The 12438-nt window shown below is 65.7% G+C and carries 9 protein-coding genes and 1 pseudogene; 5 read left to right on the top strand and 5 right to left on the bottom strand.

All coding sequences use genetic code 11. The features are described 5' to 3' along the window. Positions 1-87 precede the first annotated feature (87 nt). The gene (locus ACK4S9_RS21815) at positions 88-3207 is read right to left on the bottom strand and encodes an LpqB family beta-propeller domain-containing protein (protein WP_409729821.1); all 3120 of its coding nucleotides are present in this window, start codon (positions 3205-3207) and stop codon (positions 88-90) included. Between the two features lie 314 nt (positions 3208-3521). Between ACK4S9_RS21815 and ACK4S9_RS21810 the strand changes: the two genes are divergently transcribed. The 3 genes from ACK4S9_RS21810 to ACK4S9_RS21800 all read left to right on the top strand — a co-directional run bounded on the left by ACK4S9_RS21810 (position 3522) and on the right by ACK4S9_RS21800 (position 6771). Then, positions 3522-4847, top strand: coding sequence for a DUF3422 family protein (locus tag ACK4S9_RS21810; protein ID WP_409729819.1), 1326 nt, complete (start codon positions 3522-3524; stop codon positions 4845-4847). Between the two features lie 564 nt (positions 4848-5411). Continuing rightward, a complete protein-coding gene (locus ACK4S9_RS21805; RefSeq protein WP_409729817.1) occupies positions 5412-5969 on the top strand; it encodes a hypothetical protein in 558 nt (185 codons plus the stop codon). Positions 5970-6354: 385 nt separating this feature from the next. Continuing rightward, a complete protein-coding gene (locus ACK4S9_RS21800) occupies positions 6355-6771 on the top strand; it encodes a hypothetical protein (RefSeq protein ID WP_409729815.1) in 417 nt (138 codons plus the stop codon). Between the two features lie 178 nt (positions 6772-6949). Here the strand turns inward: ACK4S9_RS21800 and lldD are convergent, their stop codons facing one another. Then, a complete protein-coding gene (gene lldD, locus ACK4S9_RS21795; RefSeq protein WP_409729813.1) occupies positions 6950-8083 on the bottom strand; it encodes an FMN-dependent L-lactate dehydrogenase LldD in 1134 nt (377 codons plus the stop codon). A gap of 357 nt (positions 8084-8440) precedes the next feature. On the opposite strand from lldD, the gene ACK4S9_RS21790 reads away from it, so the two are divergent. Beyond that, positions 8441-8860 (top strand): hypothetical protein, encoded by a 420-nt coding sequence (locus tag ACK4S9_RS21790; protein ID WP_409729811.1) that lies wholly within the window; start codon positions 8441-8443, stop codon positions 8858-8860. 33 nt (positions 8861-8893) lie between these two features. Here ACK4S9_RS21790 and ACK4S9_RS21785 read toward each other — a convergent pair whose 3' ends face one another. After that, positions 8894-9601: a GntR family transcriptional regulator gene (locus ACK4S9_RS21785; RefSeq protein WP_409729809.1), complete on the bottom strand. Its 708-nt coding sequence runs from the start codon at positions 9599-9601 to the stop codon at positions 8894-8896. A 322-nt stretch (positions 9602-9923) separates the two neighbouring features. On the opposite strand from ACK4S9_RS21785, the gene ACK4S9_RS21780 reads away from it, so the two are divergent. Then, positions 9924-11126, top strand: a complete 1203-nt coding sequence (locus ACK4S9_RS21780; protein WP_409729807.1) for a family 1 glycosylhydrolase — start codon at positions 9924-9926, stop codon at positions 11124-11126. Positions 11127-11138: 12 nt separating this feature from the next. Here the strand turns inward: ACK4S9_RS21780 and ACK4S9_RS21775 are convergent, their stop codons facing one another. Both ACK4S9_RS21775 and ACK4S9_RS21770 read right to left on the bottom strand, forming a co-directional pair. Then, a complete protein-coding gene (locus tag ACK4S9_RS21775) occupies positions 11139-11333 on the bottom strand; it encodes a DUF2970 domain-containing protein (protein ID WP_409729805.1) in 195 nt (64 codons plus the stop codon). 395 nt (positions 11334-11728) lie between these two features. Further along, positions 11729-12279, bottom strand: a pseudogene (locus tag ACK4S9_RS21770) (transposase). Between the last annotated feature and the right edge of the window lie 159 nt (positions 12280-12438).

Below are 12438 nucleotides of genomic sequence, written 5' to 3'. Positions count from 1 at the left end.
CGGGGTGGTTAGTGGGGGGGTTGACGGGGGGGTCGCCTGCGGGTGGCCCTGCCCCCTGGACTGGACCACGCCTACGAAACAGGAGCCCTAGTGCGCGTGGCCTCCCGGTTCGCCGCAATGATGCGGTTCCTCGCGGCACAGCTTCTCCTGGGCGGCCAGCGCCTGCCGGCGCGCCTCCAGCTGCTCCGGCGTCTGCGCCGGCGCCAGGATTTCCGGCAGCGTGATCACCCGGCCGTTCTTCACCACGAAGCGCACGTCGGCGGCGGCGCGCAGGTCCGCCAGCGGATTGCCGCCCACGGCGATCAGGTCGGCCAGCTTGCCGCTCTCCACTGTGCCGAGGTCTTCGCCCACCAGCGCCACGCGGGCCGCGTCGCGCGTCACCGAGTACAGCGCCGCCAGGTTCCCCTGCACCAGCGCGGCGCCGCGCATGTTCAGGTGCAGCGAGATGCCCGGCACCACCAGCGGCGAGTCGGTGCCGTTGGCAACCAGCGCACCGGCGGCGCGCACCTTGGCCTGCTGGGTGGCGTCGTTGACGATGCTGGCCAGCTGGGTCGCGGTGGGCGGCTGCGCGTTCTGCAGCCCCGGCACGAAGTTCGGCGGCACCAGGACGAAGCGCGGATCGGTGACGATGCCCGGATCCAGCCCGGCCAGCGCGGAGGCCGAGAACAGGGTGTCGATCAGGAAGAAGTCGCCCTTGCCGTAGACGTCGGCCGCGTCCTGGTAGGTGATCGCGCGCGCGAAGGACTTCGACCAGCCGTAGCCCATGCGCTGCGTGGCCGACAGGTGGGTGGTGCCGCCCGGGCCGGTCGCCGCGCCCGGCTGCACCATGTGGGTGCCGCTCGGGACGCGCAGGTCGAGCGCCCCTTGCGCGATGCGCTCCATGATCGGGATCGGCGCGCGCACGTAGCTCTTCAGGAAATCGACGTCGAAACGCTTGGCCTTGGCGATTTCCAGTTCGGCGATGAGCGGGGTGCGCAGGGTGCGCGCGAAGCTGTAGAACTGGCGGTTGCCTTCCCACAGCGGCGGCGAGACGAACAGGCGCGGCCCCAGCAGGTTGCCGGCTTCCAGCGCCTCGCGCAGCTCGACGCTCTGGTGCAGCGGCCCGCCCACCGACTGCGCCGTCGTGATCCCATAGGACAGCATCAGCTGGGCGATCTGGCCGAACTGGCCGCCCTGGTACAGGGTCAGCGGGTGCACGTGGGTTTCGATCAGCCCCGGCATCACGGTCAGGCCGCTGGCGTCGACCACGCGCACGCCGGCCGGCTGCGCGGTCTGGGGCCCGACCGACACAATGCGGTTGCCCTCGATGACGATGTCGACGTTCTGGCGCAGGTTCGTGCCCACGCCATCCCACAGCGCGCCCGCGCGGATCACGGTGCGCCCTTCCGGCACGGCCTGGCGGTACTCCAGCCGGACCGGAATCTCGCGCGTGCCGCCGCCGTCGACGCGCACGGTGCGCACCCGCTCGGCCGACTTGTACAGGATGGTGCGCGAGTCGCCGCCCCAGGACGGCAGGTCGGCGATGTCGTCGCTGACGCGGCGCGCTTCGCCGGTCGGGGCGCCGTTGGGGCCGACCGGGATCACGTACAGGCGCGAATCCATGATGAAGGCCACGCGGGTCCCGTCCGGCGAGAGCACCGCCGCGCCCTCGTCGCGCTCGGCGATCTGGCGCGGCGCCGGCGCCACCGCGTAGAAGTTGCCGGTGCGCGTGGCCAGGTCGATCACGCGCAGCTTGTTGTAGCCCTCGCGGAAGCGGTTGTTGATGCGTTCGTTGTCCACCAGCAGGATGCGCCGGCCGTCCGGCGTCCATTGCGGCGTGCTGACCTGGGTGCTCACCGAGGGCAGGATCACCTCGAAGCTGCCGGCGGCGCGGTTCCAGATTTCCAGCTGCCCGGACAAGGTGATGTAGGCGATGCGCCCGCCGTCCGGCGACAGCTTCGGCGTCACCATCGAGCGGCCCGGGATGGCGGCCAGCCGCGTGCGCGTGCGCGTCGCCACCTCGACCTGGTCGACCGCCAGCTGGCCGGCATTGCCGCGCTCGGACGAGAAGTAGACCGCGCGCCCGTCCGCGGTCCACTGCGGGTTGAGGTCGCGGTCCGGATCGTTCGTCAGCCGCACCGGGTCTTCGCCGATGCGCATGGTCCAGACGTCGTTCAGGGCCACGAAGGCGATGCTGCGCCCGTCCGGCGACAGCGCCGGGGCGCTGATGCCCTTCACCTGGCGCGGCCTGAAGTTGTCGAAGTTGCGGTCCTTGCCTTCGCGGATGGCGGGCCGGCGCAGCCGCAGTTCGGCGCGGAAGTCGACATCGTTCGGATTGGCGCCGCTGGCATCGCGGATGCGGATGCGGCCGTCGACCGTGTACAGGAAGCGCCCGTCGGGGAGGAAGCGCACCGGGAACGGGAAGATGTCCTCGTCGGTCGTCACCGCCGCGCCGCCGACCACCAGCTGGCGCGCGGCGTTCTGGTAGACCAGCGCGCTGCCGTCCGGAGTCCAGGCCGGGGCCGTGCCGGGCGCCACCACCGTCGGCGCGCCGCCGCCGATCGGGGCGGTCACGACGTTGGCGCCGTCGACGTAGGCCAGGCGGGCGCCGTCCGGCGACACCACCGGATTGCTCTCGGCCCCGGGACCGGTGGTCACCTGGACCGGCGCCCCGCCGTCGACGTCCACGCGCCAGATCTTGTACTGGCCGTCGCCGCTGCGGTCCGACGAGAACACCAGGCCGCTGCCGTCCGGCAGCCAGGCGGGTTCGCGGTCATCGAAAGGACCGGTGGTGTGCTCGCGCAGGTTGCGCCCGTCCGGCGAAATCGTCCAGATATGGAAGTTCCCTTCCGGCGCGTAGTTCTGGAAGGCGATGCGCTTGCCGTCCGGGGACCACACCGGCGCGGTCGGCTCCACGCGCCAGTCGGTGATGCGGCGGGCCTGGCCGCCTTCGCGCGCGACGATCCACAGCGCGCCCTGGGCCGAGAACACGATCCTGCGTCCATCGGGCGACGGCGCCGCCGCCATGTTGGTGCCTTCGCGCAGTTCGACCGTCAGGTCGCGCGTGGGGCCCCGCAGATTGTTCAGTTCGTCGACCCGGCCGCCGCCCGGGAACTGGCAGGCGGACAGCAGGGCGGCGCCGACGGCGAACGCGAGCAGGGAGAGTCGGGGTTTGCGGAGCCGGCAGGGGTGGTAAAAACTGCGGCGCAGGAAGCTGCGGGTAGTCATGTTTTCCTCCTGGATGGATTGCCAAAATGCACCAGTATGGTGCGGGCTTGACAGATCGATCCTCGGCCGGGCATCTGACGACATGCTGACAGATGAGTTCGCCTAGAAATGAAAACGCTGCTAAACGCAAGGCGCCTGACCATGCTCAATGCATGTGCAGGAACGCAATTCCCAAAAGCAGGTCGCATGAGCAGGAGCCATGTCTGGTGATCATTTCCAACACTTTCCATTCAGCGTCAATTGACGCAGTGCACAAAACAACAAGTAATGACACAATAGAGAAAAGGCATACCCACTTACTTCGAAAGCGTCGAGTGAGAGACTTCAACGTATCGCTGAACCATCCCCTGCGGGTGCCGCTCGCGGCCGAGCTCCACTCGCGCCCCTTCATGCGGCTGGACGCCCCCGAGGCGATCACCCACCTGGCGGTGTATCACGGCGGCCAGGCCGGCCCGCCGGGGCGCCATTCGCAGCACGACGTGCTCGCAGGCTTGTGCGGCCACTTTGGCGTCGCCGCGCCCGCCCCGGGCAGCAGCCACTTCTTCCACGACTTCGGCAGCTTCCGCCTGAAGTGGGAATGCCACACCGAGTTCGCCACCTATACGGTGACCACGCCGCTGGCGCCCGGCACCGGAGCACTCGAGGCCTTCTCGCACGTGCCTTTGTCCTTCCTTCCCGCCGGCTGGCTGGCCAGCCTGGAGGGCAGCCTGATGGCGGCGGCCCACGTGGCGCTGGTCGAGGGCCAGGCCGATGCTTCGCGCCTGCCCGCGGTGTTCGGGCGCAACAGCCTGGCCGGCGCCTCGGTCATGCAGGGCGCCGAGCTGTGGACCGATTTCGCGATCCAGTCCGACGGCTTCAGCCGCTTCGTGGTCCGCGACCTCGGCATGCGCCACCTGCAGGGCGGGCGCCTGGTGCAGCGGGTGCTGGAGATCGAGACCTACCGCATGATGGCCCTGCTCGGCCTGCCCGCCGCGCGCACCGTCGGCACCGAACTGGATGCGATCGAAGCCGAGCTGTCCGCGCTGGCGAGCGCCATGGTGGCGACCGACATGGCGCCCGCCGAGGAGGGCGCGCAGGACGAGCAGCGCCTGCTGGCGCAAATCACGCGGCTGGCGGCGCGCCTGGAAAAGCTGGTGCTCGACAACGGCTACCGCTTCTCGGCCTCGAAGGCCTATTTCGGCCTGGTCAGGGCCCGTATCGAGGAGCTGCGCGAAGTGCGCATCGAGGGCACGCCCACCGTGGAAGAATTCATGGAACGCCGCCTGGCGCCGGCCATGCAGTCCTGCGCCGCCGTCAGCGCCCGCCAGGACGCGCTGGCGCGCCGCATCGCCGACACCAACGACCTGCTGCGCACCCGGGTCGGCATCGTGCAGGAGCTGCAGAACCGCCGCATCCTGGAATCGATGAATGCGCGCGCGGCGCAGCAGCTGCGGCTGCAGCTGGCGGTCGAAGGCTTGTCGGTGGCGGCGATCTCCTACTACCTGGTGGGCCTGCTCGGCTACGCGGGCAAGGCGGCCAAGGCGGCCGGCTTGCCGCTCGATCCGGACCTGGCGCTGGGCATCCTGGTGCCGGTGGTGGCGGTCGGGGTGTGGGTGGCGCAGCGGCGCGTGCATCAGCGGATCGGGCGGCGTGGGCACTAGGCGCGCCTGAAAAATCTGTTCTCGCTGTGAGCGTGATGAGACCAGGCACTGGGGCATGCCCAGGATCTGTCAGCGGTCAGGAGCGGACGTACATAACGCACGGAATTCCTGGGAAGGGAAGCACATGTCAAATAACACGCAACTTCTGGACGATCTGGATTATCTAGAATCGGTGGGCATGACGCTTGACCAGCTTCGCTCACTCCACCACTGGGCAGGGCGTCCAGGATCTGAAGAACGTGTCACTTTTAACTCTGCGCGAGACTATTTCAGCCGCGGACATGAGATGGGGCCGAATAACGCTCTATTCGCGGAACGGCTTCATCTCGTCGCTGAGGCGCACAAGCATGGTCTCTCAGCGCTGGTACAGATGGCAGTACGCGCAGTTCCGCGCGGCCAAAGCTAGTTATCTCGAAAATTTCATTGCAACCACGCTCTGCCAGGACCGACTTCGGCCAAGACCGGACGCGTGAGTCAGCCTTGAATGGGAGCTGATGGGAGCAAGCGTGGCAGCGCATGTATTTGCATATAAATATTAAAATTGATTAATAACCGGTGATGCTCATGCCTCGTTGGCTTTTTGCCCTTGTTCAATTTCTCCCACTCTCATTCTTTGCATCGTATGCATTCTGGTACGGAGCACCAGACGAAGCACGCTGGCGCGAAGCTTTTCAATTCGCTTCGCTAGCTTCTCTGTTGCAGCTAGCAATTGTTCTGCCGCAGCGGCGTCCAGTTAGTCGACTTGTTCTTGCCGCAAATCTTTACCTACTGCTTGGCGGGGTCGCTTTTCTGACTCATCAATGGTGGTTTCTCCGGATGTACGATGTAATGCGCGAATCAGCGATCTTCATCAGTATGCTTATCGTTGGCGTAGTCAGCACAATCGGAACTCGTGCGGGTTTCGTTGCATCCGAAGTTGCGCCGAGGGTTGCCGTTATTCGCGCCTCGAGTTTGCTGCTTGTAGCCACCGTCGTTGGACTGATCATGTCTGTCGTCTTTCGCGGAGATCGGTACCTGGCGGCTGTGTTTCCTATTTTGGCCCTGGCAATTCTGCAGCGCGTGCTGATGCATCGCTTGCGCCACAAGTACGCACACACTGAGTCCGCTTCGGGTCGTGAGTAGACGGACGCTACTTTTGCTGCCGTGAACGACCTCGGGCCCAGGCTTCGACAAACCGCGTCTACGCCCGACAGAGGGATTCTCGTCTTTCTTGTTGTGGACAGTGACTTCGATTACAAGATCAACTTCGACAGTACAAACGCCGACCGTTGGAAAATTTCAAAGCGGGATGGTGCTACTGGTATATCCGTAGGGCTCAGTTGACCTTCGCAGGCAAAGATATGCCGTCTAAAGCGTCAGTTTAAAGATGCGCTTCGGGTCCATTCGATCAGTCGTGATCTTCCGTGACATTTCCAGCTTGGCAAGATGCTATGCTGAGCCGTGCAGCCGACTTCGTACGACAGGCTGCCAAGCGTCTCATAAGCCGTTTGTCTGATTGGAAATATTAATGATTGAAAGTGTTTTTGGTGTCTTTGCGCTGGCAACTGTTGAAATGTGGGCAGCGATTCCACTTGGCTTTCACCTAAAAGTTCCACCTATATTGCTGGCTTCCACTGTCGCCATCGGTTCGATTCTTGGTGCATTCGCGGGAATATTTGCAGGCAATGGTATCCGTCGTTTGATTTTTTGGCGCAAGACCACAGACATGGAGACCGGACGCATGTCGAAGTGGCTGCTTACCAAAGGGCCTTGGGCCGTCGGGCTTCTTGGTCCGCTACTCATTGGCCCGACTTTCGCGGCAATACTCGCTGGCGCAGCGGGGATGCCAAAGGTCTTCTCGCTCAAGGTGCTCATCGGTGGCGTCCTGATTTGGACGACGATCATTACGTGGCTGGGGACATTGGGGATTGCATTCCTCAGTTAAGCTGTCGACTGGCCGCACGCGCTTGAAGCAGTTGCTGGATACGAAACCCTGTTGATCGATTCGCTTCGAAGACAGCCTCACGCTCTTACGGTAGCGGACGTCGCTGCCGCCGCCCCGGCCGCTCGCCGCGTTGCAGACGCCAGCACATCCATCATCGCGCCGCCCGCGCGGATCAGCCTCACTTCGCCAGCAAATGCGGGCCAATCTCCCGTACCGACCGCACCCCGGTCAGCACCATATTGGTCCGCAAATCCTTCTCCATGATCGCCAGCAGCCGCTCCACCCCCGCCTGCCCCTGCGTGGCCAGCGCATACACGAACGCCCGTCCGATCAGCACCCCGTCCGCGCCCAGCGCCAGCATGCGGAACACGTCGGTCCCGGTGCGCACGCCGCCGTCGGCGAAGATCGCCAGCTTGCCCTTCACTCGCGCCGCGATGGCGGGCAGCGCCTGGGCCGAGGACGGCGCCCCGTCCAGCTGGCGCCCGCCATGGTTGGACACGACGATGCCGTCCGCCCCGAAGGCCAGTGCGTCGCGCGCGTCTTCCGGATCGAGGATGCCTTTCACGATGAACTTGCCCTTCCACTCGTCGCGGATCCACTGCAGGTCGTGCCAGGCGATGCCCGGATCGAAGTTCGCGCCCAGCCAGCCGATGTAGTCGGCCAGGCCGGTGGCGCTGCCCCGGAAGGCGGAGATGTTGCCGAGGTCGTGCGGGCGACCGAACAGGCCGACGTCGAAGGCCCAGCGCGGATGCGTCACTGCCTGCAGCACGCGCCGCAGCGGACCGTTCGGGCCGCTCATGCCGCTGTGCGCGTCGCGGTAGCGCGCGCCCGGCACCGGCATGTCGACCGTGAACACCAGGTTGGTCGCCCCCAGCTCCCAGGCGCGCCGCATCACGTCGCGCATGAAGCCGCGGTCCTTCAGGACGTAGAGCTGGAACCAGATCGGCCTGGAGGCCTGGGCCGCCACCTCGGCCAGCGGGCACACCGACACCGTGGACTGGATGAAGGGGATGTTGGACCGGCAGGCCGCGCGCACCGCCTGCACTTCGCCGCGGCGCGCATACATGCCGGCCAGGCCGACCGGCGCCAGCGCGATCGGCAGCGCGTAGTCCTCGCCGAACCACTGCGCGCCCAGGTCCAGCTGCTCGGAGCCGCGCAGCACGCGCTGGCGCAGCTTCACCGCCTGCAGGTCGTCGACGTTGCTGCGCAGGGTCTGCTCGGCGCCGGCGCCGCCATCGAGGTAATGGAACAGGAAAGGCGGCAGGCGGCGGCGCGCCGCTTCGCGGAAATCCAGGGCGGACGAAATGATCATGGACTGGCTGGTAGAGAACGGATCCGCACAGTCTACGCCGGCATGCGCATGAGCGTCCACATCCTGCTCTGCCATGGCGCCGCGCGCCGCCGGCTGAGCCATGCCGCCGCCCGTCACGATTCGAAAATTGCCGCCTGCCGCCGTGTTTGAATCATGTCCCGCCTGTCTCGATTCAGGTGGGACCAGATTGTTTCGTGATGTGCATGGCTTCGCCCTTGCGGGCCGCCGTGCACGCCCTAGACTGAATCATCCCGAATGCGCATGGACGCATTCGGGCGTCCCAACGGCCCCAACACCGCGCCTGCATGGCGCGGCGCGCGCTCCGAAGGCTTATTCCCGCTTCGTGAAGGAATCATCGTGCGCTCTTCCATCCTCATTGCCGCATCCCTGCTGCTGTCGGCCACCGGCGCGGATGCCCAAACCATGCCCTACCCGCCGGCAGACACGGCGCCGGTCCCCTGGGTCCAGGTGATCGCTCCCGGCAAGGCGCCCCGGATCCGCGCGGCCGAGGCCGAGAACATTTCCGGCGCCTACGAGATGTCGAACGGCTGGTACTTGCGTGTGCTGACGGCCCCGCGCTACATCGAGGCCATCATCGACGATGAAAAGCCGATCCGCCTGGCGGCGGTCGCGCCCTACCGCTTCGCGTCCGGCGACGGCAACATCACCATGGATTTCCACCGCGGCGCCGACGGCCAGGACATGCGGATGAGCTACGTGCCCGACCTGCGCCTGGGCCAGCGCGTGGTGCTGGAGTCGCGTCTGGCGCAGCGCTGAAGCCGGGCGTCGATTCAGGCGCGGCGCGCCTCGTCAGTCGCTGCCCGGCATCCAGTAGTTGGGATACTGCCGGCGCAGCGCATCCAGTTCCGACAGCGTGCCCGACAGGTGGCGCCGGACCGCCGTCTCGGCGGCGCCGGCGTCGCCGCGGCCGATCGCTTCGGCGATGTCGGCATGGTCCTTCAGCACCGACTCGGCCTTGCCGTTGAGCGGCAGGTGCAGGCGGCGCAGGCGGTCCATGTTGCCGCTGCGGTGGCGCATCAGGCGCCACAGTTCCTCGACCTCGGCCGCGACGTACAGCTGCTTGTGGAACGCATGGTCGACGCGGCTGAAGGATTCGAAGTCGCGCCCCTTCAGCGCCGCGCGCTGCTGGAGCACCAGGCTTTGCAGCGACTGGCCCAGCGCCGCATCGTTCTTCTGCGCCAGCGTGCGCACCACCTCGAGCTCGATCGACAGCCGCAGGAAGTGGGCCTGGCGCGCCGAGGCGATGCTGATGCCGCGCACGCGCGTCGCGTGCTGCGGGTAGATGTCGACCAGCCCCTCCTCCTCGAGGCGCATCAGGGCGTCGCGGATGGGGGTGACGGACAGCTCGAAATGCGCGGACAGCTCGTTGCGCGACAGGAGGGTGCCCGGCTTGAGGGTGAGGTTGACGATTTCTTCGCGCAGGAATTCGTACACCTGGACCGCGGCGTGGCGCGAACGGTCGAGGGTGAACGGGCCGCTGAATGCGATGGTTTCCATAAGATGAAAGCTCGGGCTGGCACTGAGGTTATTCGAATTCTCCCGCGCTGCGCGCGGCGGGCGGGTATCGTCAAAGATACAGGCCGCATTGTCAAGATGCTAGCACATCCGGGCTGTTTCCTATACAGGCAGGCTTGCCGGCGCAGACGGCTGGCGCTGCGGCCCCCAAACGGCCGGGCCATGCCCGCCGAGGCGCACGCGCGCCATGTCCGGGACTGTTGCGCGCACGCCCGCGAACACTATTTGTTACTCCTTTGCGCTTGCGTGGCGCCGGGTTTTGGCGGGATGATGGATTGGCCAGTGCAGGATAAAGGAGCAGGCCATGCAAGGCTTCATGTTCGCGACCGGAATCGAAGGCAGCTACCCGGTCGTCACCGGGCGCAACGGCGAGGCGCTGCGCGTCGACGAGATGGAAAAGACCGGCCATTACCGGCACTGGAAGGAAGACCTGTCCCTGGTCAGCGCGCTCGGGATCGACGCGCTGCGCTACGGTCCGCCCTACTACCGGGTGCACCAGGGCCCGGGGCGCTACGAGTGGGATTTCACCGACGAGGTCTTCGCCGAGATCCGGCAGCGCGGCATCAAGCCGATCGTCGATCTGTGCCACTTCGGGGTGCCCGACTGGCTGGGCAACTTCCAGAATCCCGAGTTCGTGCCCTACTTCACCGAGTACGCGGCGGCTTTCGCGAAGCGCTACCCCTGGGTCGACCTGTACACGCCGATCAACGAGATCTACATCACGGCCAAGTTCTCGGCCCACGAGGGCCTGTGGAACGAGCGCCTGCGCTCGGACCGGGCCTTCGTCACCGCGATGCGCAACCTGGCGCGCGCCAACATCCTGGCCACGGAAGCGATCATGATGGTGCGGCCCGACGCCAAGTTCATCCAGAGCGAATCGTCCGAGTACTACCACCCCGCCGGCCCCGAAGCCACCGAGATCGCGCGCCACATGAACGAGCTGCGCTTCCTGGCCCTGGACCTGACCTATGGCCACGACGTGAGCGGCAGGATGTATGAATACCTGTTCGATCACGGCATGACGCGCAAGGACTACCACTTCTTCCTGAACCGCAGCGTCAAGCCCGTCTGCATCATGGGCAACGACTACTACGCCACCAACGAGCACGTGATCAAGCCGGACGGCAGCACCACGTCCTGCGAACTGTTCGGCTACTACGTGATCACCCAGCAGTACTACCACCGCTACCGCATCCCGGTGATGCACACCGAGACCAACAACCGCGACGCCGGCGCCGGCGAAAAGGACGCGCGGGCCTGGCTTGACAAGCAGTGGTCGAACCTGGTGCGGCTCAAGAGCGACGGAGTGCCGATCCTGGGCTTCACCTGGTACAGCCTGGTCGACCAGGTCGACTGGGACAGCGCCCTGACGATGGATGCCGGCACGGTCAACCAGTACGGCCTGTGCGACCTGGAGCGGCGCGTGCGGCCGGTGGGCGAAGCCTACCGCGAGCTGATCCAGACCTGGCGGCACCGGGTCGGGAACGACTTCATCTTCCTGCGCTAGCGCCCGGCGACCTCAGGATACCGCGACGCGCACCGCCAGCATCAGGGCGCCGATGAAGAGCGCCAGCGCCAGGAGCGCGGCGATGAAGACATAGAGCGGATTGAAGGCTCCTTCCGCATCGACGTCGAAATCCTTCTTGCGGCGCAGGCCGATGAAGGACCAGGCGATCGCGGTGAGCGTCGCGAAGAACGAACGTTTCTGTACCATGCAAAACTCCTCGATGAGCCGGGGGCTGGATCATGCACGGCGCCAGCCCGGCGCCATGGCCTGCGATGCTGCGATGGGAGGCGGCATCCTGGTAATGATGGGCGTTCGGGCGCATTCCTGCAAGTGGAGGAAGCCGAGTGAAGTGGGATTCCGTAGGGTGCACGGCTTCGCCGTGCGCGCGTTCAAGCAGTGCTTGAAGCGCATCGGTTGCCGGCAAAGCGCTGGGATTCGCCCACGTGCCGCGAGCCACTCTCGCGCAAGCATGCGTGAGGCTTCGAATCCCACACGCAAGACCCGCGTTGCAGGGCGTCCCTCGCCCTGCAACCCTTGCTCCTCTCCGCGGCTTTGTTGAGCAAATCGGGCGAAGGCCGAGCTGACGCTATTTGTAGTTCGTTTTACAACACCGGGACCGTAATCGGAGTACCCAGCCGAGGAAGCGATTCAGCACAGCCGCTCGCACCTGCAATTCGGCGACCTGACAGTCGAAGTCACGTGCCACGACGCGTTCGCCCAGCAGCTTGAAGCAGCGCATCTTCGTTCCGACAAGGCTGCGCCGGTGGTAGCCGCTTCATTTCTTCCAGATCGCCCTGCCCAGCCGGCGCGTGGTGTACAGAATGTCGTTACGGGCATCCGCGCCGCGCAGCGTTTTCTGGCGGCGACTAACCGTGCTGCAGTCCGGTATCGCCCAGTTCAGTCCAGCCAGCTGCGGCAGGCTTTGCGTCGTGCCCATGGCCTGGCGCAGTGGCAGATTGAACAAGCACTTGATGCTCAGGCAGAACTGGATCGCCTCGTCGCTGAACGTCTGGCTGCGCCCGCGCATGCCGCTCGGCTGCCCATGCCAGTTCATCGTCGGATCAAGCCAGCTGAGCAGCGAGCCGCGTGCCTTGAGCGCTTCGTTGTACCTTTTCCGATTGGTCGTGCGGAACTTCTGTGGAGCTGGTTTCATCTGTTCAGCTACCAGACCAGCCGGTTCTACGCTGGTCGGTTAAAGTGGACCCATCGGTCAAGACAGTTTTTCAGCGAGTTTAAGCTGTGTCGTTTACTCTCACTGCAGCTGGTCGGCGCTGCCCCGTGATACCCCTTCCTCGCCGCTGGAGAGCCTTAT

The organism is Massilia sp. (assembly GCF_046293535.1).
Taxonomy (GTDB): Bacteria; Pseudomonadota; Gammaproteobacteria; order Burkholderiales; family Burkholderiaceae_D; genus Telluria.
This window is presented reverse-complemented; position numbering and strand designations above follow the sequence as displayed.

What these genes read in the sequence shown, in the direction of transcription:
- ACK4S9_RS21805 (WP_409729817.1), top strand. Translation starts at nt 5,412, where the DNA reads ATGCCTCGTTGGCTTTTTGCCCTTGTTCAATTTCTCCCACTCTCATTC.
- ACK4S9_RS21775 (WP_409729805.1), bottom strand. Translation starts at nt 11,333, where the DNA reads ATGGTACAGAAACGTTCGTTCTTCGCGACGCTCACCGCGATCGCCTGG.
- ACK4S9_RS21780 (WP_409729807.1), top strand. Translation starts at nt 9,924, where the DNA reads ATGCAAGGCTTCATGTTCGCGACCGGAATCGAAGGCAGCTACCCGGTC.
- ACK4S9_RS21785 (WP_409729809.1), bottom strand. Translation starts at nt 9,601, where the DNA reads ATGGAAACCATCGCATTCAGCGGCCCGTTCACCCTCGACCGTTCGCGC.
- ACK4S9_RS21815 (WP_409729821.1), bottom strand. Translation starts at nt 3,207, where the DNA reads ATGACTACCCGCAGCTTCCTGCGCCGCAGTTTTTACCACCCCTGCCGG.
- lldD (WP_409729813.1), bottom strand. Translation starts at nt 8,083, where the DNA reads ATGATCATTTCGTCCGCCCTGGATTTCCGCGAAGCGGCGCGCCGCCGC.
- ACK4S9_RS21800 (WP_409729815.1), top strand. Translation starts at nt 6,355, where the DNA reads ATGATTGAAAGTGTTTTTGGTGTCTTTGCGCTGGCAACTGTTGAAATG.